General features: G+C 72.2%; 25 protein-coding genes. 19 read left to right on the forward strand and 6 right to left on the reverse strand.

Annotated features, from left to right (window positions below):
* Nucleotides 1-189 precede the first annotated feature (189 nt).
* Nucleotides 190-1,104 (reverse strand): helix-turn-helix transcriptional regulator, encoded by a 915-nt coding sequence (locus tag AOM46_RS21335; protein ID WP_062214175.1) that lies wholly within the window; start codon nucleotides 1,102-1,104, stop codon nucleotides 190-192.
* Between the two features lie 120 nt (nucleotides 1,105-1,224).
* On the opposite strand from AOM46_RS21335, the gene AOM46_RS21340 reads away from it, so the two are divergent.
* The 14 genes from AOM46_RS21340 to AOM46_RS21400 all read left to right on the forward strand — a co-directional run bounded on the left by AOM46_RS21340 (nucleotide 1,225) and on the right by AOM46_RS21400 (nucleotide 14,266).
* On the forward strand, nucleotides 1,225-2,877 hold the full coding sequence (locus tag AOM46_RS21340; protein WP_062214176.1) for an acyl-CoA dehydrogenase family protein: 1,653 nt from the start codon (nucleotides 1,225-1,227) through the stop codon (nucleotides 2,875-2,877).
* A gap of 487 nt (nucleotides 2,878-3,364) precedes the next feature.
* Nucleotides 3,365-3,988: a hypothetical protein gene (locus tag AOM46_RS21345; RefSeq protein ID WP_062214177.1), complete on the forward strand. Its 624-nt coding sequence runs from the start codon at nucleotides 3,365-3,367 to the stop codon at nucleotides 3,986-3,988.
* A complete protein-coding gene (locus tag AOM46_RS21350) occupies nucleotides 3,988-4,473 on the forward strand; it encodes a hypothetical protein (protein WP_062214178.1) in 486 nt (161 codons plus the stop codon). Before AOM46_RS21345 ends, AOM46_RS21350 begins: the two co-directional genes overlap by 1 nt.
* 197 nt (nucleotides 4,474-4,670) lie before the next feature.
* Nucleotides 4,671-4,754, forward strand: coding sequence for a putative leader peptide (locus AOM46_RS36125; RefSeq protein ID WP_312846103.1), 84 nt, complete (start codon nucleotides 4,671-4,673; stop codon nucleotides 4,752-4,754).
* Between the two features lie 155 nt (nucleotides 4,755-4,909).
* Nucleotides 4,910-6,604: a nitrite/sulfite reductase gene (locus AOM46_RS21355; RefSeq protein ID WP_062214179.1), complete on the forward strand. Its 1,695-nt coding sequence runs from the start codon at nucleotides 4,910-4,912 to the stop codon at nucleotides 6,602-6,604.
* Entirely contained in the window at nucleotides 6,601-6,786 is a 186-nt protein-coding gene (locus tag AOM46_RS21360) for a hypothetical protein (RefSeq protein WP_062214180.1), read from the forward strand. Before AOM46_RS21355 ends, AOM46_RS21360 begins: the two co-directional genes overlap by 4 nt.
* Nucleotides 6,787-6,794: 8 nt before the next feature.
* On the forward strand, nucleotides 6,795-7,514 hold the full coding sequence (locus tag AOM46_RS21365) for a phosphoadenylyl-sulfate reductase (protein ID WP_062214181.1): 720 nt from the start codon (nucleotides 6,795-6,797) through the stop codon (nucleotides 7,512-7,514).
* Nucleotides 7,515-7,555: 41 nt separating this feature from the next.
* Complete coding sequence (gene cysC, locus AOM46_RS21370) at nucleotides 7,556-8,101, forward strand: adenylyl-sulfate kinase (protein WP_062214182.1); 546 nt, start codon at nucleotides 7,556-7,558, stop codon at nucleotides 8,099-8,101.
* 26 nt (nucleotides 8,102-8,127) lie between these two features.
* A complete protein-coding gene (cysD, locus tag AOM46_RS21375) occupies nucleotides 8,128-9,063 on the forward strand; it encodes a sulfate adenylyltransferase subunit CysD (RefSeq protein ID WP_062214404.1) in 936 nt (311 codons plus the stop codon).
* Nucleotides 9,063-10,421, forward strand: a complete 1,359-nt coding sequence (locus AOM46_RS21380; RefSeq protein ID WP_062214183.1) for a sulfate adenylyltransferase subunit 1 — start codon at nucleotides 9,063-9,065, stop codon at nucleotides 10,419-10,421. The genes cysD and AOM46_RS21380 overlap by 1 nt, the downstream gene beginning before the upstream one ends.
* Nucleotides 10,422-10,634: 213 nt before the next feature.
* Nucleotides 10,635-11,756 carry an ABC transporter substrate-binding protein gene (locus tag AOM46_RS21385; protein WP_062214184.1) on the forward strand — a complete coding sequence of 374 codons (1,122 nt, stop codon included), beginning with the start codon at nucleotides 10,635-10,637 and terminating at the stop codon, nucleotides 11,754-11,756.
* Nucleotides 11,757-11,809: 53 nt separating this feature from the next.
* A complete protein-coding gene (locus AOM46_RS21390; protein ID WP_370592757.1) occupies nucleotides 11,810-12,601 on the forward strand; it encodes an ABC transporter ATP-binding protein in 792 nt (263 codons plus the stop codon).
* Complete coding sequence (locus AOM46_RS21395) at nucleotides 12,588-13,502, forward strand: ABC transporter permease (RefSeq protein WP_062214186.1); 915 nt, start codon at nucleotides 12,588-12,590, stop codon at nucleotides 13,500-13,502. Before AOM46_RS21390 ends, AOM46_RS21395 begins: the two co-directional genes overlap by 14 nt.
* Nucleotides 13,499-14,266, forward strand: a complete 768-nt coding sequence (locus AOM46_RS21400; RefSeq protein WP_062214187.1) for a sirohydrochlorin chelatase — start codon at nucleotides 13,499-13,501, stop codon at nucleotides 14,264-14,266. Before AOM46_RS21395 ends, AOM46_RS21400 begins: the two co-directional genes overlap by 4 nt.
* 9 nt (nucleotides 14,267-14,275) lie before the next feature.
* Here the strand turns inward: AOM46_RS21400 and AOM46_RS33400 are convergent, their stop codons facing one another.
* The 3 genes from AOM46_RS33400 to AOM46_RS36130 form a co-directional block, all read right to left on the reverse strand.
* Nucleotides 14,276-14,779 carry a winged helix-turn-helix domain-containing protein gene (locus AOM46_RS33400; protein WP_062214188.1) on the reverse strand — a complete coding sequence of 168 codons (504 nt, stop codon included), beginning with the start codon at nucleotides 14,777-14,779 and terminating at the stop codon, nucleotides 14,276-14,278.
* Nucleotides 14,780-14,806: 27 nt separating this feature from the next.
* Nucleotides 14,807-15,706 carry a TauD/TfdA family dioxygenase gene (locus AOM46_RS33405; RefSeq protein ID WP_062214189.1) on the reverse strand — a complete coding sequence of 300 codons (900 nt, stop codon included), beginning with the start codon at nucleotides 15,704-15,706 and terminating at the stop codon, nucleotides 14,807-14,809.
* Between the two features lie 347 nt (nucleotides 15,707-16,053).
* A complete protein-coding gene (locus tag AOM46_RS36130) occupies nucleotides 16,054-16,191 on the reverse strand; it encodes a putative leader peptide (RefSeq protein WP_370592752.1) in 138 nt (45 codons plus the stop codon).
* A 94-nt stretch (nucleotides 16,192-16,285) separates the two neighbouring features.
* Here AOM46_RS36130 and AOM46_RS36135 point away from each other — a divergent pair, with 94 nt between their 5' ends.
* The 3 genes from AOM46_RS36135 to AOM46_RS21420 all read left to right on the forward strand — a co-directional run bounded on the left by AOM46_RS36135 (nucleotide 16,286) and on the right by AOM46_RS21420 (nucleotide 17,452).
* Nucleotides 16,286-16,372, forward strand: coding sequence for a putative leader peptide (locus AOM46_RS36135; RefSeq protein WP_370592758.1), 87 nt, complete (start codon nucleotides 16,286-16,288; stop codon nucleotides 16,370-16,372).
* A 143-nt stretch (nucleotides 16,373-16,515) separates the two neighbouring features.
* The gene (locus AOM46_RS21415) at nucleotides 16,516-17,022 is read left to right on the forward strand and encodes a cysteine dioxygenase family protein (RefSeq protein ID WP_062214190.1); all 507 of its coding nucleotides are present in this window, start codon (nucleotides 16,516-16,518) and stop codon (nucleotides 17,020-17,022) included.
* Nucleotides 17,023-17,056: 34 nt separating this feature from the next.
* Nucleotides 17,057-17,452, forward strand: coding sequence for a rhodanese-like domain-containing protein (locus AOM46_RS21420; RefSeq protein WP_062214191.1), 396 nt, complete (start codon nucleotides 17,057-17,059; stop codon nucleotides 17,450-17,452).
* A gap of 443 nt (nucleotides 17,453-17,895) precedes the next feature.
* Here the strand turns inward: AOM46_RS21420 and AOM46_RS21425 are convergent, their stop codons facing one another.
* On the reverse strand, nucleotides 17,896-18,891 hold the full coding sequence (locus tag AOM46_RS21425) for an NAD-dependent epimerase/dehydratase family protein (RefSeq protein ID WP_062214192.1): 996 nt from the start codon (nucleotides 18,889-18,891) through the stop codon (nucleotides 17,896-17,898).
* A 141-nt stretch (nucleotides 18,892-19,032) separates the two neighbouring features.
* On the opposite strand from AOM46_RS21425, the gene AOM46_RS21430 reads away from it, so the two are divergent.
* Nucleotides 19,033-19,581: a GNAT family N-acetyltransferase gene (locus tag AOM46_RS21430; RefSeq protein WP_062214193.1), complete on the forward strand. Its 549-nt coding sequence runs from the start codon at nucleotides 19,033-19,035 to the stop codon at nucleotides 19,579-19,581.
* A gap of 8 nt (nucleotides 19,582-19,589) precedes the next feature.
* Here AOM46_RS21430 and AOM46_RS21435 read toward each other — a convergent pair whose 3' ends face one another.
* Nucleotides 19,590-20,819, reverse strand: a complete 1,230-nt coding sequence (locus AOM46_RS21435) for an SAV2148 family HEPN domain-containing protein (protein WP_062214194.1) — start codon at nucleotides 20,817-20,819, stop codon at nucleotides 19,590-19,592.
* Between the two features lie 123 nt (nucleotides 20,820-20,942).
* Here AOM46_RS21435 and treY point away from each other — a divergent pair, with 123 nt between their 5' ends.
* Entirely contained in the window at nucleotides 20,943-23,357 is a 2,415-nt protein-coding gene (gene treY / locus AOM46_RS21440) for a malto-oligosyltrehalose synthase (protein ID WP_062214195.1), read from the forward strand.
* The last annotated feature ends 215 nt before the right edge of the window (nucleotides 23,358-23,572 follow it).

Here is a 23,572-nt window from a genome sequence, read left to right on the forward strand (position 1 = left end):
GGGATGTTCCCCGTCACCGTGACTGTTCGCTGTGGGCGATCACCGAACGGCGTCCACGTCAACGCGCAGGGGGCACCGTTTCCGGGCAGGGAACACCACGGGAGGGACATCCTTGTTCCGGGCTTGCAGCCGGTTTGTTCCGGGCCTGTTCCGCGTTCGCGCCCGGTGCCGTACGGGGAGCCCGTCGGCTCACAGTTCGCGCAGCGCCTCGAAGAGGAAGTCCGTGGTCGCCGCGGGCGGCAGCGCCTCGACGGACAGGCGGTTCATCACATGGCGGTACTGCTCCACCTCGGACGGCTTGTCCGGATAGGCACCGCCGGTCAGCTGCTCCAGATAGACCACGTCGGGCAGCTCGCCGCCCGGCGGACGCAGCACGGTCACCGGGCCGGCGATGGCCGAATGCGCCCCGGCCGTGAACGGGACCACCTGCACGGTGACATGGGGCAGCCGGGAGACCTCCAGCAGATATGCCAGCTGCCGACGCATCAGCCCACGGCCGCCCATCGAGCGACGGAGCGCCGTCTCGTCGATGATCACCCACAGAAACGGCGGCTGGGCGCGGCGCAGCACCTGCTGCCTGGCCATCCGCAGCTGCACCCGGCGTTCCAGCCGCTCCTCGTCGTCGGGAACCAGGGACATCACCGCGCGGGCGTACTCCTCGGTCTGCAACAGGCCGGGGACGAACTGCAGTTCATAGCCCCTGATCACGGTCGCGGTCTGCTCAAGACCGAGATAGACGTTCAGCCAGCTGGGCACGATGTCGTGGTAGAACTGCCACCACCCGTGGGTGTTGGACTGGCGGGCCAGGGACAGCAGGGTCAGGCGCTCCGCCTCGTCCGCGACACCGTAGTAGGTGAGCAGGTCGAGGACGTCACGCGCCTTGAAGCCGGTGCGGCCCATCTCCAGGCGGCTGATCTTGGAGTGCGAGCCCCGGATCCGGCGCCCGGCGTCGGCGCCCGTGATGCCCTGGGCCTCCCGAAGGGCGCGCAGCCGGTTGCCGAGGACCATCCGGGGCACGGTTGGCCCCGTCTGCCGAAAGTCCAAGGCCATCGGCGACGCGTCGAACTCGCCGACCGCCGTATCGGAATCCAGGTCCAACTCCATCGGTCGCTCCCTGCCGTCGCCGCGAACGCCTCACTGTACTAGGGCAGTCGGCGAAAGGTAGCCCCTGATGAGCGGGTTCGGGGGATGGCGCACCCCCTCGACGGCGCCTAACGTGGCGCCATGACGCCCAGCACCCACACGGTCACCAATCAGGTTCCCCCCTTGATCGACTACGACGTGTTCGGTCAGGACGCCGCCCTCACCGAGGGTTTCCGGCGGCTGGTCGCGCCCGAGGCGGCGGACGAGGCGGTCGCCGAGCTGACCCAGCTCGGCCGGGAGGCCGGCTCGGCCGAGGCCGCCGAATGGGGGCGGCTGGCCAATGAACACCCCCCTGTCCTGCGGGTATTCGATCCGCGCGGGCATCGGATCGACGAGGTCGAGTTCCACCCCGCCTGGCACCAACTCCTCGACCAGGCGGTGGCGGCGGGCCTCACCGACGCCTGGTCGCGCCCTTCCGGCCAGTTGCGTAGAACGGCTGGATTTCTCGTATGGAGCCAGGTGGAGGCGGGGCATGGCTGCCCCGTCTCGATGACCCACGCGGCGGTGCCGGCGCTGCGCGCCACCCCCGAGTTGGCCGCCGTATGGGAGCCGCTGCTCACCTCGCGCCGCTACCAGCCCGGGCTCGACGTCCCGGCGACGGCCAAGGCGGGTGCGCTGGCCGGCATGGGGATGACGGAGAAGCAGGGCGGCTCCGATGTGCGGACCAACACCAGCCGGGCGGAGCCCACCGGCGAGCCCGGCCTCTACCGGCTGACCGGACACAAGTGGTTCTGCTCGGCGCCGATGTCCGACGTCTTTCTGGTACTGGCCCAGGCGCCCGGCGGGCTCAGCTGCTTCCTGCTGCCCCGGGTGCTGCCGGACGGCACCCGCAACTCCTTCCGGCTGCAACGGCTCAAGGACAAGCTGGGCAACCGTTCCAACGCCAGCTCCGAGGTGGAGTTCGACGGGGAGACGCTGGCCTGGCTGGTCGGCGAGGAGGGGCGCGGGGTGCCCACCATCATCGAGATGGTGGCGGCCACCCGGCTCGACTGTGTCACCGGCTCGGCTGCGATCATGCGGCAGGCGGTCTCCCGGGCCGTCCACCACGCGGCGCACCGTTCGGCGTTCGGCGGCCCGCTGATCGACAAGCCGCTGATGACCAACGTGCTGGCCGATCTGGCGCTGGAGTCCGAGGCCGCGACGGCGCTCGCGCTGCGGCTGGCCGCCGCGGTCGACGCGGCGGCGGACGGCAGCGCGCACGACCGTCATCTGCTGCGGCTGGCGCTGCCCGCCGCGAAGTACTGGGTCACCAAGCGGTGCACCCCGGTGACGGCGGAGGCGCTTGAGTGTCTGGGCGGCAACGGCTATGTGGAGGAGTCCGGCCTGCCCAGGCTGGTGCGCGAGTCCCCGCTCAACTCCCTCTGGGAGGGGTCGGGCAACGTCCAGGCCTTGGACGCGCTGCGCGCGCTGCAACGCGAGCCGGGCGCGCTCAACGCCTATCTGGTCGAGGTGGGCCAGGCCGCCGGCGCCGACCACCGGCTGGACGCGGCCCTCAAGGACCTGCTGACCGAACTGTCCGACCTGGAGGGCATCGAGGCCAGGGCCCGCCGGGTGGTGGAACGGTTGGCACTGGTCCTGCAGGGCTCGCTGCTGGTGCGCCACGCCCCGCCCGAGGTGGCGGACGCGTTCTGCGCCTCACGGCTCGGCCGCGACTGGGGCGACAACTTCGGCACCCTCCCCGCCAACGAGACGCTGACCGCTGTGGTCAACCGCGCGAGGCCCCTGCCGGAGTAACACGACGGCGCGAACGACCACGGCCCGGCGCGGCCGAAGCGGGGGGGGAGGACTGAGGGAACAGCTCTGACCGAACGACGGCCCCCCCTTGCCCCAGCACCGCCCGGCAGAACGAAACCCGCCCCGGGCGGTGCTGCCCCACCAACCGGCCGCCAGGCAACCGGCCCCCCGCGAAGCGGAGCCGGCCGCCGGGCCGGAACGCAGTAATGCCGGCCGCCGGACACCCGACACGCCAGCAGGATGGCACCGCCCGGAGCACATCGGCCCCCAGGCCGAAGGGCAGCACCCAGACCGCCCCGGCCGGTACTCCCCGGCAGCGGGCCCGGCGGCCGAGCGCCAGCGCCCCGCCCCGGCCGAGCGCCAGCGCGCAGCGTGCCGTGGTTACGCGCGGTCAACTGTCCGATCATCGGGCACGTTTGGAGTATTTCGATTGGGTAACACGCCCTGATGACAACCTCGCTGAGAGGATCTCTGCGGAAGGTACGTCATGACGACACTGATCATCATCCTGAGCGTGGCGGTCCTCGCCGCCCTGGTGTTCGCCGGGCTGGCGTTGCTGCGGCCCGGGTTGGCGCCGGGCGGTGGCCTGCTGCGGCGGCGCTTCGGTCCGGAGTACGAGCGTGCCGTGACCCGACACCAGGGGGACACCAGGGCCGCGCACAAGGAGTTGGGGAACCGGCTGCGGCGCCATCGCGGGTTCCGCGCCCGTCCGCTGTCTGCCGAGCGGCATGCCGCGTACCGGGCCTCGTGGGCCGGGGCCCAGGAGCAGTTCGTCGACTCGCCGGCCGGCGCGATCGCCGAGGTCGACCATCTGCTCAACCGGCTGATCCGGGAGCGCGGCTACCCGTCGGACGGCTACGGCGAGCAGTTGGCCGCCGTCTCCGTGCACCATCCGCACGAGGTGGACGGCTACCGCCGGGTGCACACCCTGGCGGGCCGGGAGGATCTGGCCCGGGCCCTGGCGGAGCGCACGGAGGAGCTGCGCTCGGCGCTGCTCGCCGCCCGTGAGCTGTTCGAGGCGCTGCTCGGCGAGACGCCGGCGGCGGACGAACCCGAGGGCGCGGCGGTCGAGGCCACCGGCACCACGTCGAGCCGAGGAGGCGACGCCTGATGAAGCTGACCGAACGCCTCGCCAGGAACCGCGCGGAGGCCGAGCGCACCGAGCCCCCGGCCCAGGCCCCCGCCGAGGCCCCGAAGGACCTTTCCGAGGGCGGCACCGGAACCACCCCCCACCCGGTGGCCGCCGGCGGCGTCGTCCCCGCTCCCGAGCGCGCCCCTGACCGCATGGTCGGGAGCGGGGAACGCCGCGCCGTCGCACCACTGTTCAGCCCCGAGGAGGCGGACCGGCTGCGCGCCGAGGTGAAGGGCGCGGTCGCCGGGTTCGTCGACGGTCCCGGGGAGTCGGTGGCGACGGCGGACGCCGCGCTGGAACAGGCCGTGGCCCGGCTCACCGAGGAGCTGGCCAACCGGCGGCGCGCGCTGCGCGACAGCTGGCAGGGCCCGGCGGACGAGCCGGACGCCGCCGGCGACACCGAGGCGCAGCGCACCGCGCTGCGCGACTACCGGGACCTCCTGGAGCTGCTGGTCCGGATCTGATCAGCCCCCGAACGTCCCCCCGACGAACGGCCCCTGGGACCCCACACCTCGGGGCCGTTCGCATGCCAGGGAGCGGCCGCGTCGAGGGCGCGCCACGGAGAGTGAGAGCCCCTGCACACCGTCCATCATGCAGGACAGCCGCGTCCACATAGTGGATGGTGGTGGACGACGACGACACCGCGTGCAACGCTGCCGTCATGTCGCGAGCGGGAATTGCCTTGGTGAGTCGCCGCCATGTGGATCTCGGTCGAATGTCCAGCGCCATCTGTCCGGTGTCCTGATATGCGCTGAGCCGCACGGTTTGTTCCGCCTGCCCCGGGCCACCGCGCTCCCGGCTCCCCACGTCGCCCTTCCTCCTCACTCTGCCCTGCCCGCCGCGATGTCGCGCCGGTCTCCAGGACGGAGCATCCCTGCTGCCCGCAGAAAGACCGTGATCATGTCGGACTCCGCCAAGAAGCCCGCCGGCACCCCCCGCCGCAAGGTCGGCCGTCACCGCGGCGAAGGCCAGTGGGCCGTAGGGCACATGACCCCTCTCAACGCCAACGAGCAGACGAAGAAGGACGACAACGGTCTCAATGTGCGGACACGCATTGAGACGATCTACGCGCACCGGGGCTTCGACTCCATCGACGGCGCCGATCTGCGGGGGCGGATGCGCTGGTGGGGTCTGTACACCCAGCGGCGGCCCGGGATCGACGGCGGCAAGACCGCGATCCTGGAGCCCGAGGAGCTGGACGACGAGTACTTCATGCTCCGCGTCCGGATCGACGGCGGGCTGCTGACCACGGAGCAGCTGCGGGTGATCGGCGAGATATCGCAGGAGTTCGCGCGCGGCACCGCCGACATCACCGACCGGCAGAACGTCCAGTACCACTGGATCCGGATCGAGGACATGCCGGAGATCTGGCGGCGCCTCGAGGGCGTCGGCCTCTCCACCACCGAGGCGTGCGGCGACACCCCCCGGGTGATCGTGGGCTCCCCCGTCGCCGGTATCGCGGCCGACGAGATCATCGACGGCACCCCGGCCATCGAGGCCATTCACCGCCGGGTGGTCGGCAACAAGGCGTACTCCAACCTGCCGCGCAAGTTCAAGACGGCGGTCTCAGGATCCCCGCTGCTGGACGTGGTGCACGAGATCAACGACGTCGCCTTCGTCGGCGTCGTCCACCCCGAGCGCGGCCCGGGATTCGACGTGTGGGTCGGCGGCGGGCTGTCCACCAACCCGAGCCTCGGCGAACGCCTGGGCGCCTGGGTCCCGTTGGACGAGGTCGCGGACGTGCACGAGGGCGTGGTCGCCCTCTTCCGCGACTACGGCTACCGGCGGCTGCGCACCCGCGCCCGGATCAAGTTCCTGTTGAAGGACTGGGGCGTGGCGAAGTTCCGCCAGGTGCTGGAGGACGAGTACCTGCTGCGTCGGATGGTCGACGGCCCGGCGCCCGAGCAGCCGCCCAACGAGTGGCGCGACCATATCGGCGTGCACCGGCAGAAGGACGGCCGGTTCTATCTGGGCTTCGCACCGCGCGTCGGCCGGGTCGACGGCACCACGCTCGCCAAGATCGCCGATCTCGCCGAGGCCCATGGCTCGCACCGGGTGCGCACCACCGTCCACCAGAAGATGCTGATCCTGGACGTGCCGGAGGACCAGGTCGAGCAGTTGGCCGACGCCCTGGAGGCGTTGGACCTGACCACCAGGCCGTCCTCGTTCCGGCGCGGCACCATGGCCTGCACCGGGATCGAGTTCTGCAAGCTGGCCATCGTGGAGACCAAGAGCCGGGGCCAGTGGCTGATCGAGGAGATGGAGCGCCGGCTGCCGGACTTCGACGAGCCGCTGACCATCAACATCAACGGTTGCCCCAACTCCTGCGCCCGTATCCAGGTCGCGGACATCGGTCTCAAGGGGCAGCTGGTCACCGACGCCGACGGCAACCAGGTCGAGGGCTTCCAGGTGCATCTGGGCGGCTCCCTCGGTCTCGACCCGGCGTTCGGGCGGAAGGTGCGGGGGCTCAAGGTCACCGCCGCCGGCCTCGCCGACTATGTCGAGCGGGTGCTGATCGCCTTCCAGGAGCAGCGGGAGCCCGGGGAGCGCTTCGCCACCTGGGTGGGCCGCGCCGCCGAGGAGGACCTGAAGTGAGCGAGCGGGCCGCACCGTTCTACTGCCCCTACTGCGCCGAGGAGGATCTTCGGCCCAGCGAGGCCGGCCATGGCGCCTGGAAATGCGGCGCCTGCAACCGGGCGTTCCGCCTGTCGTTCCTTGGCCTGTTGGCCAGCGGTCTCACCCGCCCCGCCGCAGACGACGGCGCGGACGCCAGCTGAAGGAGGGCATGTTGGACACCACCACCAGCCGATCCGCCGCACGCACCGAGGAGTTGCGGGACCTGGCCGAGCGTGCGGGGCGTGAGCTTGAGGACGCCGACGCGCTCGCCGTCCTGCGGTGGGCCGCCGACACCTTCGGCGAGCGGTTCTGCGTCACCTCGTCGATGGAGGACGCCGTCGTCGCCCATCTGGCGTCCCGGGCCAGGCCGGGTGTCGACGTGGTGTTCCTCGACACCGGCTACCACTTCCCCGAGACCATCGGCACCAGGGACGCGGTCGCCGCCGTACTGGACGTCAACGTGCGGACGTTGACGCCCGAGCTGACCGTCGCCGAGCAGGACGCCGCGTGGGGTCCCAGGCTCTACGAGCGCGAGCCCGACCGCTGCTGCGCGCTGCGCAAGGTGGCGGTGCTGGAGCGCGGGCTCGCCGGCTACGACGCGTGGGCCACCGGGCTGCGCAGGGACGAGTCGCCCACCCGGGCGAACACCCCGGTGGTCGGCTGGGACGCGCGGCGCGAGCTGGTCAAGATCGCCCCCATCGCCCGTTGGACGCAGCGCGATGTGGAGGCGTATGTCGCCGAGCACGGCGTGCTGACCAACCCGCTGCTGCAGGACGGCTATGCCTCCATCGGCTGCGCGCCCTGCACCAGCAGGGTCGCCGACGGCGAGGACGCGCGGGCCGGCCGGTGGGCCGGGCTGGGCAAGACCGAGTGCGGGTTGCACGGCTGATGACCAGGACCGAAACGGCGCGGGACGCGAGGAGTGGGGACATGGCGACGGTCGAGCGAGGTGCCACCGTCTGGCTCACCGGGCTGCCCAGCGCGGGCAAGACCACCATCGCCGAGGCGCTGGCCGCCCGGCTCGCCGACGAGGGCCACCGGGTCGAGGTCCTGGACGGGGACGAGATCCGCACCTTTCTCTCCGCCGGGCTCGGCTTCTCCCGGGAGGACCGGCACACCAACGTCCGGCGGATCGGCTTTGTCGCGGAACTGCTCGCCTCGCACGGGGTGAAGGTCCTGGTGCCGGTGATAGCCCCCTACGCGGACAGCCGCGAGGCCGTCCGCAAGCACCATCAGGCGGCCGGCACCGGCTATCTGGAGGTGCATGTGGCGACCCCGGTCGAGGTCTGCTCGGAGCGCGACGTCAAGGGCCTCTACGCCCGGCAGGCCAGCGGCGAACTGACGGGGCTGACCGGCGTCGACGACCCCTACGAGGCGCCGGCCGACCCGGATCTGCGGATCGCGGCGCACGAGCAGACGGTGGCCGAGTCCGCGCGGGCGCTGCACGCGCTGCTGACCGACCGGGGGTTGGCGTGATCGAGGACGAACGGAAGGAATCCTCCATGACGGCGGCACTTTCGATCACCGACGAGGTGGCCGGGCCCTTCGCGCTCTCCCATCTGGATGTGCTGGAGTCCGAGGCGGTCCATATCTTCCGCGAGGTGGCGGGCGAGTTCGAACGGCCGGTGATCCTCTTCTCCGGTGGCAAGGACTCCATCGTCATGCTGCATCTGGCGCTCAAGGCGTTCGCGCCGGCGCCGCTCCCGTTCGCCCTGCTGCATGTCGACACCGGGCACAACTTCCCCGAGGTCATCGCCTACCGCGACGCGGTGGTGGCCCGGCACGGGCTGCGCCTGGAGGTCGCGCTGGTGCAGGACTTCATCGACCGGGGCGAGCTGCGCGAACGGCCCGACGGCACCCGCAACCCGCTGCAGACCGTGCCGCTGCTGCACGCCATCGAGACGCACCGTTTCGACGCGGTGTTCGGCGGCGGGCGGCGCGACGAGGAGAAGGCCAGGGCCAAGGAGCGGGTCTTCTCGCTGCGGGACGAGTTCGGCGGCTGGGACCCCAGGCGGCAGCGGCCCGAGCTGTGGCAGCTGTACAACGGGCGGCACGCGCCGGGCGAGCATGTCCGGGTGTTCCCGCTCTCCAACTGGACCGAGCTGGACGTCTGGCAGTACATCGCCAGGGAGAAGATCGAGATCCCGGCGATCTACTACGCGCACCACCGCGAGGTGTTCCGGCGCGACGGCATGTGGCTGGCGCCGGGCGACTGGGGCGGCCCCAGGGAGCGCGAGACGGTCACCAGCCGCCAGGTGCGGTACCGCACCGTCGGCGACATGTCCTGCACCGGTGCCGTGGAGTCGTCGGCGGAGACCATCGAGCAGATCATCGCCGAGATCGCCGCGTCCCGACTGACCGAACGGGGCGCCACCAGGGCCGACGACAAGCTGTCCGAGGCCGCCATGGAGGACCGCAAGCGCGAGGGGTACTTCTGATGACCGGCCGAGCAGCCGCCGACACCGCCGACAGCGCGGCGATATCCGCCACCTCGCTGCTGCGCTTCGCCACCGCCGGCTCCGTCGACGACGGCAAGTCCACGCTGGTGGGGCGGCTGTTGCACGATTCCAAGTCGGTGCTGAGCGACCAGCTGGCCGCCGTCGAGCTGGCCTCCCGCAACCGGGGCCAGGAGGCGCCCGATCTGGCGCTGCTCACCGACGGGCTGCGCGCCGAACGCGAGCAGGGCATCACCATCGACGTGGCCTACCGCTACTTCGCCACCGCGCGCCGCCGCTTCGTGCTGGCCGACACCCCTGGGCATGTGCAGTACACCCGGAACATGGTGACCGGCGCCTCCACCGCCGAACTGGCGATCATCCTGGTGGACGCCCGCAACGGCGTGGTGGAGCAGACCCGCCGGCATGCCGCCGTCGCCGCGCTGCTGCGCGTCCCGCAGGTGGTGCTGGCCGTCAACAAGATGGATCTGGTCGACTACGCGGAGCCCGTGTTCGCCGCGATAGCCGCCGAGTTCACCCGGTACGCCGCCTCGCTGGGCGTCCCCGAGATCACCCCGATCCCCATCTCGGCGCTCGCCGGCGACAATGTGGTGACCCCCTCGGCCACCATGGACTGGTACGGCGGCCCCACGGTGCTGGAGCATCTGGAGACGGTGCCGGTCGCCCACGATCCGTCCCGGGAGCCGGCGCGGTTCCCCGTGCAGTACGTGATCCGGCCGCAGTCCGCCGAGCACCCGGACTTCCGTGGGTACGCGGGGCAGATCGCGGCCGGGGTGCTGCGGGTGGGCGAGCGGGTGACGGTCGCCCCATCGGCCCGCACCAGCGTGATCACCGGCATCGACGCGCTGGGCCAGTCCGTCGACGTGGCCTGGGCCCCGCAGTCGGTGACCCTCAGCCTGGCGGACGATCTGGACATCTCCCGGGGCGATCTGATCGCCCCGGCCGACGACGCGGCGCCGACCAGCCAGGATCTGACGGCCACCGTCTGCCATCTGCACGACCGACCGCTGACGCCGGGCGCCAGGGTGCTGCTCAAGCACACCACCCGCACCGTCAAGGCGATCGTCAAGGAGATCCCGTCCCGGCTGACCCTGGACGATCTCTCCCAACACCCCGAGCCCGGACGGCTGGTGGCCAACGACATCGGCCGGGTGGTGATCCGCACCGCCGAGCCGCTGCCCGTCGACCGTTACGCCGACTCCCGCGCCACCGGCTCGTTCCTGCTGATCGACCCGGCCGACGGCGCCACGCTGACCGCCGGCATGGCCGGCGAGGCGTTCGCCGATCCGGCGGCCGAGGCCGAGCCGGCGGCGGCCGCCGACGACGGGTGGGACTTCTGATCATGCCGAGGGATGTTTTCTCCACCTTCGCCAAGGAGGGCGGACGGGTGGGCAGTGGGTCGCTTGGTAGCGGCCACGGCGGCATCGCGCGATGTGCGGGCTCCCGTTGACGCCCCGCGCGTCTTCCGGCCCCACCATCCGATGCCCGTAAGCCCACCTTCCCCTCGCGCCGCGTGTCGGCGGCGCGAGACCGCCGAGAGGAAACCCCGAGCCATGACCGTCTTCCGCCTTCCGCGTCGCAGAACCCCGCTGGCCACGTTGGCCTCCCTGACGCTGCTGCTGGCCCCGCTCGCCGCCTGCGGTTACGGCTCCGACTCCGAGGACGACGAACCGACCCCGAGCAACAGCGCCAGCGGCCCCGCGCTCTCCACCGACGAGGTGCGCATCGGCTACTTCGCCAACATCACCCACGCCACCGGCGTGATCGGTCTGGAGAACGACGGGCTGATCCGCGAGGAGCTGGGCGGCACCGAGGTGAAGACGCAGATCTTCAACGCCGGCCCGTCCGCGATCGAGGCGCTGAACGCCGGGGACCTGGACATCACCTTCATCGGCCCCAACCCGGCGATCAACGGCTTCGCCGGCTCCAACGGCCAGAGCCTGCGCATCGTCTCGGGCGCGGCCTCCGGCGGCGCCTCGCTGGTCGTCAACCCGGACACCGTCTCCGGCCTGGACGATCTGGCGGGCAAGCGGATCGCCACCCCGCAGCTGGGCAACACCCAGGACGTGGCGCTGCTCAGCTACCTCAACGACCAGGGCTTCGAGGTCGACCCGCAGAGCGGCGCGGGCGATGTCTCGGTGCTGCGGATCGCCAACTCGGAGATCCCGGCCGCCTTCGAGGGCGGCGACATCGACGGCGCCTGGGTGCCGGAGCCCACCGCCGCCAACCTGATCAGCCGGGGCGCCGAGACCCTGCTGGACGAGGGCGAGCTGTGGGACAACGGGCAGTACGTGGTCACCCATGTGATCGCCGCCCAGAGCTTCCTCGACGAGCACCCCGACGTGGTCGAGGCCGTGGTGCGGGGCGTGGTGCGCACCAACGCCTGGATCAACGAGAACCCGGACGAGGCCAAGACCGTCTTCAACGGCGCCCTCGGCCGACTGCCCGGCGGCAACGAACTGCCGGCCGAGGTGCTCGACCCGGCGTTCGAGAACGTCGAGTTCGTCAACGACCCGCTGGCCGAGACGCTGCTGGTGGGCGCCGAGAACGCCACCGAGGTCGGCCTGTTGGACGAGACCGACCTGACCGGCATCTACGACCTGTCGATCCTCAACGCGGTGCTGGCCGAGGCGGACCTGCCCGAGGTCTCCGACGCCGGCCTCGGCATCGGCTGAGCCCTCGTCAAGCAACCGCTCACGTTCACCCCAGGAGGTGACTTCCGATGGCCATGGCCCTCGACAGCTCGGTCGGTGAGGACGCCACAGCCGAGGCCGCCTACGCCGTGCGGTTCGAGCATGTGTCGAAATCCTTCGGCCGGCAGGGCAAACAGCAACTCGTGCTGGACGACATCAGCCTGGACGTCGCCCCAGGGGAGTTCGTCACGCTGATCGGCGCGTCGGGGTGTGGCAAGTCGACGCTGCTCAACCTCGCCGCCGGTCTCGACGCGCCGTCCACCGGGGAGATCTCCGTCCCCGGCGGGCGCCCGGCGCTGATGTTCCAGGAGCACGCGCTCTTCCCGTGGCTCACCGCCGGACGCAACGTCGAACTGGCGCTGCGGCTGCGCGGTGTGCCCAAGGCGGAGCGCCGCGAGGAGGCGGAGCGGCTGCTCAGCCTGGTGCGGCTCGGCGGCAGCTACGACAAGCGGGTGCACGAGCTGTCCGGCGGCATGCGACAGCGCGTGGCGCTGGCCAGGGCCCTCGCCCAGGCCAGCCAACTCCTCCTGATGGACGAGCCGTTCGCGGCGCTGGACGCCATCACCCGGGATGTGCTGCACGAGGAGCTGACCCGCATCTGGTCGGAGACCGGTGTCTCGGTGCTCTTTGTGACGCACAACGTCCGGGAGGCGGTGCGGCTGGCCCAGCGGGTCATCCTGCTCTCCTCCCGGCCGGGCCGGATCGTCACCGAGTGGCGCGTCGACATCGAGCAGCCGCGCCGGATCGAGGACGCCGAGGTCTCCGCGCTCTCCGTGGAGATCACCGAACGACTCCGGGAGGAGATCCGCCGCCATGGCCAGCAGTGAGACCGCGCCCTCCGAGACGAAGGAGCCGCGGGAGACCAACACCGACCTGGCGGGCCTTGAGGCCGGCCTGGACGCGCTGGAGAGCCAGGGGACGACGGAACGGACGCCCGTCGGCAAGATCATCCTCACCAAGGTGCTGCCGCCGTTCGTCGCGATCGGCCTGGTGCTCCTGGTATGGCAGATCGCCTACTGGTCGGATGTGCAGCCGGACTATCTGCTGCCCAGCCCGGGCGACGTGGGGTCCGTCTTCCAGGACATGTGGCGCGAGGGCACCCTCTTCGAATACATCTGGACCAGCATCTCGCGCGGCATCCTCGGCTTTCTCATCGCGATCTGCGTGGGCACCCCGCTGGGGCTGCTGGTGGCGCGGGTCAAGCTGGTGCGGGCGGCGATCGGTCCGGTGCTGACCGGCCTCCAGTCGCTGCCCTCGATCGCCTGGGTGCCGGCGGCCATCATCTGGTTCGGGCTGACCAACGGCACCATCTACGCGGTGGTGCTGCTGGGCGCCGTGCCGTCGATCGCCAACGGCATCGTCGCCGGCGTCGACCAGATCCCGCCGCTCTATCTGCGGGCCGGCCGCACCCTGGGCGCGCGCGGGCTGACCAGCGTGCGGCATGTGCTGCTGCCGGCGGCGCTGCCCGGCTACCTGGCGGGCCTGAAGCAGGGCTGGGCGTTCTCCTGGCGGTCCCTGATGGCGGCCGAGCTGATCGTCCACTCGCCCGATCTGGGCACCGGGCTCGGGCAGTTGATGGAGAACTACCGCACCATGCAGAACATGTCCGGCGTGCTGGCCACGATCATCCTGATCCTGGTCGTGGGCGTCGCCATCGATCTGCTGTTCTTCTCCCCGCTGGAGCGCCGGGTGCTGCGCTCCCGGGGGCTGTTGGCCAGGACCCTGTGACCGGCGGGCCGCCGACGCTGTTGATCGTCGCGCATGGCAGCAGGGATGCCCGCCATGCCGCGACGGTCGACGCGCTCGCCGCCCGGGTGCGCGCCCGCGCCCCCGGAGTGCCGGTGGCCCACGGTTTCCTTGACTTCGCCGCGCCCCGCGTCGAGACGGTGCTCGCCCGGCTGCACGCGGCCGGGCGGCGCCGCGTGGTGGCGCTGCCGCTGCTGTTGAACCGCGCCTATCACGCGACCACGGACATCCCCGCGGTGCTCGCCGCGGAACAGGCCCGGCTGCCCGGGCTCCGCGTGCGGCAGACCGAGGTGCTGGGGCCCGATCCGCTGCTGTTCTCCGCCCTGGAACGACGGCTGGCCGAGGCCGACCCCGGTACCAGGGTGGGCCGTTCGGACACCGGGGTGGTGCTCGCCTCGGCCGGCACCTCGGATCCGGCGGCCCGCGCCGCGCTGGAACGGTTCGCCGCCCGGTGGCGCGCGAGCGCCGGCTGGGGCGCGGTCGTCTCCGGCTACGCCTCGGCGCACGCGCCCGACCCGGCCCAGGCGGTGCGCGCGCTGCGCGCCGCCGGCCTGGGCCGGGTCGTGGTGTCGCCCTATGTGATCGCGCCCGGACGGCTGCCCGACCGGATCGCGGCCGGCGCCCGCGAGGCGGGCTCGGACGTGTTGGCTCCGGTGCTGGGCGCCGCCCCCGAGCTGGCCGAACTGCTGCTGCGCCGCTATGCGGGGGCGCGCCGTCTCAGGCGCGCCCCCGCGTTGGTCGGCTGACCGGCAGGCTCAGCCGGTGGCGGGCACGTACTTGTAGCCGACCCTCCGCACCGTGACGATGCGTTCCCGGTAGGACTCGCCCAACTTGCGGCGCAGCCTGGCGATATGCACATCCACGGTGCGCTGGTCCCCCACCGGGCCGTAGCCCCAGATGGTGGCCACCAACTGCTCCCTGGTGTAGACCCGGTGCGGGTGTCGCACCAGATGCGCCAGCAGTTCGAACTCCAGATAGGTCAGCCGCAACGGCTCACCGTCCACGGTCGCGGTACGTTCCTCGGTGTCCACCACGATGCCGCGTGCCCCGCCCGTGTTGGACGCGGGCTTGGGCACGGTCAACGCCGCCTGGGCGGCGAGCAGTTCGCTGAGCTGCGCCGGCTGGGTCCCGGCCGGTGCCAGCACCAGATAGCCGACGAGCGGCACGGAGCCGTCCGCCTGGTCCTGGTTCTCCGGTGCCAGGGTCACCGTCACGTCGGAGAGTTCGGACAGATCGGGGAGCGCGGTGAGGTGCCGCATGGGTGGCTCCTTCCTTGGGTTAAGGGGTCAGGCCGCCGCGGCGGGGGTGTAGTGCTCGGCGTCGTCGCCTTCGACGACCCGGCTGCGCTCGCCGTCGATACCGACGGGCACGTCTCCGGCCACGGTCACCCGGTGCAGCAGGCGCGGCAGGGTGCCGTAGTCGTCAGGGGCGTAGTGCTGGGTGATGCGGTTGTCGAAGAGGACCAGATCGCCGGGGGCCCAGCTCCAACGCACCACGTTCTCCGGTCGGATCACGTAGTTCTGCAGGATGCGCAGCAGATCGCGCGAGTCGTCGGCGTTCAGGCCGACCAGGCGCTGCGCGAACCCGCCGATGAACAGCCCGCGTTCACCGCTCTCCGGATGGACCCGCACCACCGGGTGCGCGGTGCGGTACTTCCGGGAGACGAACCGCCGCCGGTGCTCGGCGGCCTTGGCCGTCCTCGGCTCGGCGTAGTCGTGGTCGTTGGTGTGCTCGGCCCACAGCCGGTCGGCCAACTCCCGCAGGGCGTCCGGCAGATCGCGGTAGGCGGAGGCCGCGTTGGCGATCAGCGTGTTCCCGCCGTAGGGCGGAACCACCAGGCTGCGCAGGGTCGTCGCCTTGGGCGGGGTGCGCAGGAAGGTGACATCGGTGTGCCACCGGTTGGAACGGATGCCCTCCTCGCCGTTCACCGCGAGAACGTTGGGCTGGCCGTCGGCGGACGGCACCGTGGGGTGCGCGGTGGTCAACTCGCCGAAGAGCGAGGCGAACCTGAGCTGCGCCGTGTCGTCCAGGTCCTGGCCCCGGAAGAAGAGTGCCTTGTGCTCGATCAACGCGCCGTTGATCTCGGCGACGACGCCGGGGTCGAGGGGACGGGAGATGTCGACACCGATGATCTCGGCGCCGATCCGGCCCCCGACCCGTCGAATGTCAAAACCACTGCCGGTCATGTCTGTTGCTGCCTTTCCCTGATACCTGGTGCCTGATAGCTGGTGCCTGATATCGGATGGACATGTTCATCACTGTGGGGTGGGACACATTGCGTCCCCAGGCAGCCGAGGAAATCCCCTGGCTCACCGACCGAGTAGGCGTCTGCTGGACGCCAACCGGACTGCTATCGGCCGGATCGACCACCGGATCGACGACACCCGAAAATCCCGGCGGAATGCCGGACGAGAGATTCGGGACGCCGGACCGGAAAAGCGGCGAAATGCGACGAAAGACTCCGCACCGCTAAGGCGGTGGGAAGAGCGTCACGCAAGGGCACGCAGGGGAAGTGCGTCGGCTGGATGCTGTTTCAGCAACCGACGGCACAGATGGCGCTGGCCTGCCGCCGAAGATCGACGTGCAGCCGCGTTACGAGAAAGTCAGCTTGACTCACGATACGTGAGCATGCCAGCAACACCGAGGCGCCGTCAAGATATTGGCGACCCATCTCACATCACGGAACAGGGCCCGTCCGCGTTCCGATATTCCGGGAAAAGGAGCCGGCTTGACCTGGCCGGGCGGGGCACGGTAAATCTTTCGCCATGACGACGGGCAAGCGCCTTTTCTCGCGCAGCCATGTGGACCTGGTCCGGGTGGCCAGCGCCCTCTGTCGTCGCGGCCGCGACTGAGCCGCCGAGCCCGCCGGCTCCCCCTTCTTCGCCCGCCGCCTCGGTCCTGGCCGTTCACCACGCCTGGCCACCGATGCCGCGCCGACCGCGCCCCGCGCGGCCCGTGCACCCCCCACCTGCGCCACACCGCCTGCGAGGACCGCATGTCGACATCCGCCCCCGCCCTGCCCGCGCCACCCCAGGACCCGCGCACACCCCAGGAGTTGGCCGCCACGGTGCGCGCCTTCGCCGCCCGCCGCGCGCTCTGGGAGCCGCTGGTCCGCTTCACCACCCCCGACCGCTGGTACCACCGCCTCGACGCGGGCGCCGAACACGAGGTGTGGCTGCTGACCTGGCTGCCCGGCCAGGGCACCGAGATCCACGACCACGGCGGCGCCTCCGGCGCGTTCGGCGTGGTGCGCGGCACCCTGACCGAACGCTCCTTCGCCCCGCCGGAGGTCGAGACGACCCGCGGCCCGGGCGTCCGCACCCTGACGACCGACGGACTGCGCTCCTTCGGCCCGCGCCATGTGCACGAGGTGACCAACCGGGGCGACGAGCCCGCCGTCAGCATCCACGCCTACGCTCCGGCGCTGACGACCATGTCGTACTACACGGAGATCGCCGACGGCCGCCTCCGGCTGGAACGCACGGACCCCGTCGAGAAGTAGCGGCCCCCCTCCGGACGAGAGACAGGCGGAACCCATGGCGGAACACCTCGGCATAGCGGCCCAACTCGCCGCCGCGCGCGCCACCCTGGACCGGGTGACGGCACGCCAGGCATACCAGGAGGCGGCCGAGGGCGCGGTGCTGGTCGACACCCGCACCGCACCCCAACGCGACCGGGACGGCACGGTCCCGGGAGCGCTGGTCATCGAGCGCAACCACCTGGAGTGGCGGTGCGACCCGAGCAGCGGCGCTTCGGTGCCGGAGGCCAGGGACACCGAGGTCCGCTGGATCCTCTTCTGCGACGAGGGCTACGCCTCCTCCCTCGCGGCCGCCTCCCTCCGCGCCATCGGCCTCCCGCACGCCACCGACCTCATAGGCGGCTTCCAAACCTGGCGCGCCACCGGCCTCCCCGTCACCCCACCACCCTCCTGACCCCGGCGACGGACACCCAGGCGCCCCGACGGCGAGACGGTCGCCCCCCGCCCTCGCCGCACCGGCCCCGGCCCTCCTTCGCCGCCCACCCCAAACCCACAACCCCACCCACCGGCCCCCACCCCAACGGCTCAGCGCCGCACAGCGGTTAGTGCCGCGCAGCGGACCCAAGGACAGCCCGACACCCGCCGGCCCCCACCCCCGTCGGCACAGCCCTGCACAGCGACCAGCCCCGCGCAGCGGTTAGCCCCCGCGCAGCGAAGCCAGGGCCGGCCCGGCCCCCACCCCAACGGCTCAGCGCCGCGCAGCGGTTAGCCCGGCGCAGCGGACCGAAGTAACCCCCGACACCCGGCCGAAGGCCACTCCCCCACCACCCCAACCCCCGCCCAGCGGACCCCAAGACCACAACCACAACCCCACCCACCAACGCCCGCCCCAACGGCTCAGCCCCGCGCAGCGGTTAGCGCGGCCGCTTCCTTCTCCGGTGGGCAGCCGACCGGGAAGCGGGGGGAGCCGAGGGTGGTGCCCGGGGGAAGCGCGCCGAGCCAGGCCCACGTGTCCCGCACTGTCTCGGCCAGCGGCCGGACCGTGAGCCCGGTGGCCAGGGCCCGGCTCACGTTCGAGCCGTGCAGCGCCTGATACTTGGGGCCCGGCGGGAGCCAGGCCGGCAGTTCCGTCCAGGGCTCGATCCCGGCGGCCAGCACCACGTCCGGGTCCGTCCAACGCAGCACCGCGTCCGAGCCGGTGACCTCGGCACATGTCTCCAGCAGCTCCCCCATGGTGGCCGCGCCCGGCGGGCTGACCAGGTCATAGGGGCCGCTGAGACCCCGGCCCGCCGCGTCCAACGTCCAGCGCGCGAGATCCCTGACGTCCAGGTACTGCAGGGGCGATTCGCGCGGGCCCGGGGCCAGCACCTCGCCGCCGGCGGCGATCCGGGAGAGCCACCAGGGCAACCGGCCGACGTCCTCGCCTGGGCCCAGCAGCATCCCGCAGCGCACCAGCAGGCTCCGCCCGGCGCCGAACTCCCGCTCCACGGCCAACTCGCCGCCGCGTTTGTCCGGGGCGTACGCGCGGGCCTCCGCGTCGGGCGAGCCGTCGACCACCGGGCTGTCCTCGTCCGCCCCCGCCGCCGGCGGCCAGGTGTAGACGGATCGGCTGGAGACATAGCTGTAGTGGCCCGCCCGGTCGGCCAGCAGCCGCGCGGTGTCGCGCACCGGCGCCGGCGCCTCGCTCCAGGTGTCCACCACCAGATCCCAGGCGCCGTCCGCCAGGGCGGCCAGCCCGCCCTCGGCCGTCCGGTCCCCGCGCAGGGCCCGCACCCCGGGCGGCGCGGGGGTACGTCCCCGGTTGAAGACGGTGACCTCCCAGCCACGCGCCAACGCCTCGTCCACGATCGCGGGCCCGACGAACGCCGTCCCGCCCAACACCAGTACCTTCATGCCTCCCACCCTCCCTGCCCAGTCATGCCCCCACCCTGCCCCCACGGCGGGACCCACGGAATACCTTTCGCCTGTCAGCGGATTCGCTGACAGCCGACCCCGCACGCGGCAACCGGCGGACGCCTCCCTAGCATCAGGCGGATGAACGACCGACTCAGGGCCGGCTCGGCGGCGGGGGCCGAGCTGCTGCTGCGCCGCTGGACGGAGGCCGATCTGCCGGCCGTGCGGGACGCCTTCAACGCGCCGGGCATGTACCGGCAGTTCGGCTCCACCGTGGAGAACGGCGAGGTGGACGACGCGGCGGCCGGGCGGTGGATCGCCCGCGTCAACCAGCGCTGGGACGAGGAGAGCGCCTACTCCTGGGCGGTCGCCGAGGGCCCCACCGTGCTCGGCTGCGTGTCGGTGAGCCAGGTCAACCATGTGCACAACAGCGGCTGGACGGCGTACTGGACCGTTCCCGCCGCCCAGGGCCGGGGCGTGGCCACGGCCGCCGTGCGCGCGCTAAGCGCCTGGTGTTTCGACGAACTCCAGCTGTTCCGACTGGAGTTGGGGCATCGGATGGACAATCCCGCATCCTGCCGGGTGGCCCTGGCAGCCGGCTACCGCGCGGAGGGGCTGCAACGTGCCAAGCTCCGCTACGGCGCCGTCCGCCACGACGTCGAGACCCACGCCCGGCTGGCCAGCGACTGACCGCGGGCTCAGGAGACCGAGCGGGAGTGCTCCCACGCCCATTCGAACTCCTCCCGGTAGGTCTCGAAGAGGCTCAGCTCGCCGTCGGCCGCCGGGGCGTCCCGTTGCACGATCTCCCGCCCGGCCCGGCGCAGCACCAGCGCCGGGGTCTCGACGCCACGGCTGCGCCGCAGATACGACTGGATCACCGCGACCCCGTCGGCCCCGTCGCCGTCCACGAAGTAGGCGCTGAACCTGGGCGTCTCGTCGAACACATGGATCTCGAACGCCTCCTGATCCCGCAGCCGGGCGCGGACCCGTCGGACCTGCAGGATGTTCGTCTCCACCGCCCGGGCCAACTCGCCCCGCTTCAGGCCGAGTTCCCGCTCGCGACGGCGCATGGCGCCGCTGGCCGGGTTGAGGAAGAGCAGCCGGGTGCGACAGCCGGACTCGGCCAGTCGGGCCAGCCGCCGCCCGGGGTAGTTCTGCACCAGCAGGCCCAGCCCTATGCCCATCGCGTCCAGCCGCCGCGCCCCGGCGAACAGCTCCTCGGCCGGCAGCTGCCGCTGGAGCCGCACCCGGTCCGGATGCACCCCGGCCACATCGGTGAACCGGTCGCCCACCAACTGCTCCACCACATCCGCCGGCAGCCGGCCGTCCGTCGGCGGGGCGCCCGAGTCCAGCAGCTTCAGCAGCCGCGAGCAGCCCCGTTCGGCCTGTTCGAGCACCGCCCGGTTGATGCCCCGGTTGCGGCTGACCGCGCTACGCGCCACCTCCAGCTCGTCCAGCGTCAGCTCCACCTCGCGACGGTTGTCGAAATACGGCGCGAAGCACGGCCAGTGCTGCACCATGAGTTCACGCAACTGAGGCAGGGTCAGAAAGGCGAGCACCGTGTCATCGGCAGGATCCAGCAGATGCCCCTTGCGGCGACTCACCTCGCGCAGCGCCGCCGCGCGCTGCACCCACTCCTGGCCGGTCGGGCCGGCCGCCGCCAGCTCCCACTCGGGCCCGTGCACCGGCTCGTACACCGGGCGCAGCACCGCGCCGACCACGGACCGCAGCCGCTGCTCCACCAGGTTGAGCCAGACATACGCGCGCCCGGCCCGCTCCACCCGCAGCCGGACCTCCGACCAGTCCTCGGCGCTCCACTCCAGATCGGCCCCTATCTCCATGGGGCGCGGTACCGGAACGGCCCCGGCCGCCGCCTCGGCGGCCTCGCCGCCGTTGCCCGATGGCAGCTCCAGGCCCGAAGAGCCCACCGTTCGTACCGCCTTCCGCGCCACTGATGGATCAAGGAAGCCTACTGTGGCACGTCCCCGCCACGCAGCAAGATCCGGAATCCCCCGCGCTTGCCGTCCGTCCGCCCGGGGCAGGCGAACCGCATGACGCCAGCACGGGTGCCCACGTCAACCTACCGACTCCACATCGGCCCCGAGTTCCCGTTCGCCGCCGCCGAGCGAGTGGTGCCGTACGCGGCCTCGCTCGGGGTCTCCCATCTCCACCTCTCCCCCGTGCTGGACGCGGTGCGCGGCTCCCAGCACGGCTATGACGTCACCGACCACCGCCGGATCCGCCCCGAGCTGGGCGGCGAGGACGGACTGCGCCGTCTCGCCGGGGCCGCGCGCGAGCACGGGCTCGGGCTGGTCCTCGACATCGTGCCCAACCACATGGCGCTGCCGGCCGACACCGCCGCCAACGCCCCGCTCTGGGAGCTGTTGCGGAACGGTCCTTCGGCGGCCACCGCCCGCTGGTTCGACATCGACTGGGACGCCGGCGACGGACGGCTGCTGCTCCCGGTGCTGGGCGGTCCGCTGGGCGAGGAGCTGGGCCGACTGTCAGTGGCCGACGGTACGCTCCGTTACGCCGAGCATCGCTTTCCCCTCAGGCCCGGCACGGAGGAGCTGCCCCTGCCCCAACTGCTGGACGCCCAGCACTACCGCCTCGCCTGGTGGCGCCTCGGGCGCAGCGAGCTGAACTACCGGCGCTTCTTCACCGTCAGCGATCTGATCGCCATCCGGGTGGAGGATCCGGAGGTCTTCGAGGCCAGCCACGCCCTGGTGTTGCGGCTGCTCGACGAGGGCGTGCTCGACGGGCTGCGCGTGGACCATCCGGACGGGCTGGCCGACCCGGGCGGCTATCTGCGCCGGCTGCACCACGCGACGGAGGGCGCCTGGATCGTGGCCGAGAAGATCCTCGCCTCGGGCGAACAGCTGCCCGGCGGCTGGCCGATCGCCGGCACCACCGGCTATGACGCCCTCCGCCATCTGGACGCCCTCTTCATCGACCCCGACGGCTGGGCCGAACTCACCGAGCACTACCGCGCGTTCACCGGCGCGCCGCCGGACCAGGGCGGCTCCTGGGACGCCACGGTGCGCCGCGCCGCGTACCGCATGATCAACCACGAGCTGGTCGCCGAACGCGAACGGCTGCTGCGCACCGCCCTGCGCGTCTGCCGCGAGGTTGCCGGCCTGCGGCAGCGGGACCACGCCCCCTGGGCGCTGCGCACCGCGCTGATCGAGCTGCTGGTGCGGCTGCCGGTCTACCGCCCCTATGTCACCGACGAGGCCCCGCCGTCGCCGGTGGACGAGGCCCTGCTGGCCACGGCGGCGGACGGGGCACGGGCCGCGTTCCAGGTGCCGGCGGAGGCCGCAGCCGTGGCCACGGTGCGCGATCTGGCGCTCGGCCGGTTCGGCGAGGGCGCGGACCGCACCGACTTCCGCGTCAGGTTCGCCCAGGTGGCGTCCGCGCTGCGCGCCAAGGCGGTGGAGGACACGGCCGGCTACCGCTATGTGCCGCTGCTCTCGGCCGCCGAGGTCGGGATGGACCCGGGCTCCCCCGCGCTGCCACCGGCCGCCTTCCACGCCTTCTGCGCCCGGCTGCAACGCGACTGGCCGCTCACCGGCACGGTGTTGACCACCCATGACACCAAGCGCAGCGGAGACGTCAGGGCCGCCCAGGCCACCCTCACCGAACGCCCCAGGGACTGGGCCGCGTTGGTCACCCAGGTCACCGAGGCGACCGCGGCCGCCGGGATCAGGCCGCCGGATCCGCATCTCGCCTGGACCACCTGGCAGACCGCCTTCGGCCTGGGCGGCCAGGACCGGCAGCGGCTGCTGGCCACCCTCCTCAAGACGGTCCGCGAGGCCGCCCTCCACACCAGCTGGACCGAGCCCAACGAGGAGTACGAGGCGGCCGTCGAACGCTTCGCGCTGGCCGGCCCCTGCGGTCAACCGTTCGACCAGCTCACCGAGTTCGCCCTGCGGTCGGCACCGGCGATCCGGGCCAACGTGCTGTCGGTGACGCTGCTCCACCTGACCATGCCGGGGGTGCCCGACATCTACCGGGGCAGCGAGGCGCAGTTCCTGGCGCTGGTCGACCCGGACAACCGCCGCCCCGCCGAGCTGCCCGTCGACCGACTCGCCGCGCTGGACCTGGAGGGCCCCGAGGAGGGCCCCGCCCTCGCCGACGAAAAGCTGTGGCTGACCGCCACCGCGCTGCGGCTGCGCCGCGACCACCCCGAGTGGTTCGATCAACGCGCGAGCTACGAACCGCTGTTCGCGGAGGGCGACGCGGCCGACCACTGCGTGGCGTTCCGCCGGGGCGAACGCGTCATCACCGCCGTGACCCGGCTCTCCCACCGCCTCACCACCACCGGCGGCGGCTGGACGGACACCCATCTCGCGCTGCCCCCCGGCAGCTGGCGGGAACAGCTCAGCGGCGACCGGCACACCGGGGCCACCCCCCTGGCCCTCCTCTTCGCGACCCGCCCCGTCGCCCTCCTCGTCAACCAGGACTGACGCCGGCCGCCGGGCCGGGGGCCACCCGACCGGGCCGGCATGCCCGATGAAGAGCCCGACGAGGGCGCGCGTCCACCGCGACGCCGCGCCCACGGCGCGGGGTCGCGGCGTCCGCCGTCGGCGTCGCCACGGCAACCGGGCGGCGAGATCATCGCCCAGCCGCCACAGCCCCCGCACCCACTCGGCGGTGATCTCCGCCCCACCCCACCCCGGAC

Source organism: Streptomyces sp. NBRC 109706 (genome assembly GCF_000974485.1).
Classification (GTDB): Bacteria; Actinomycetota; Actinomycetes; order Streptomycetales; family Streptomycetaceae; genus Streptomyces.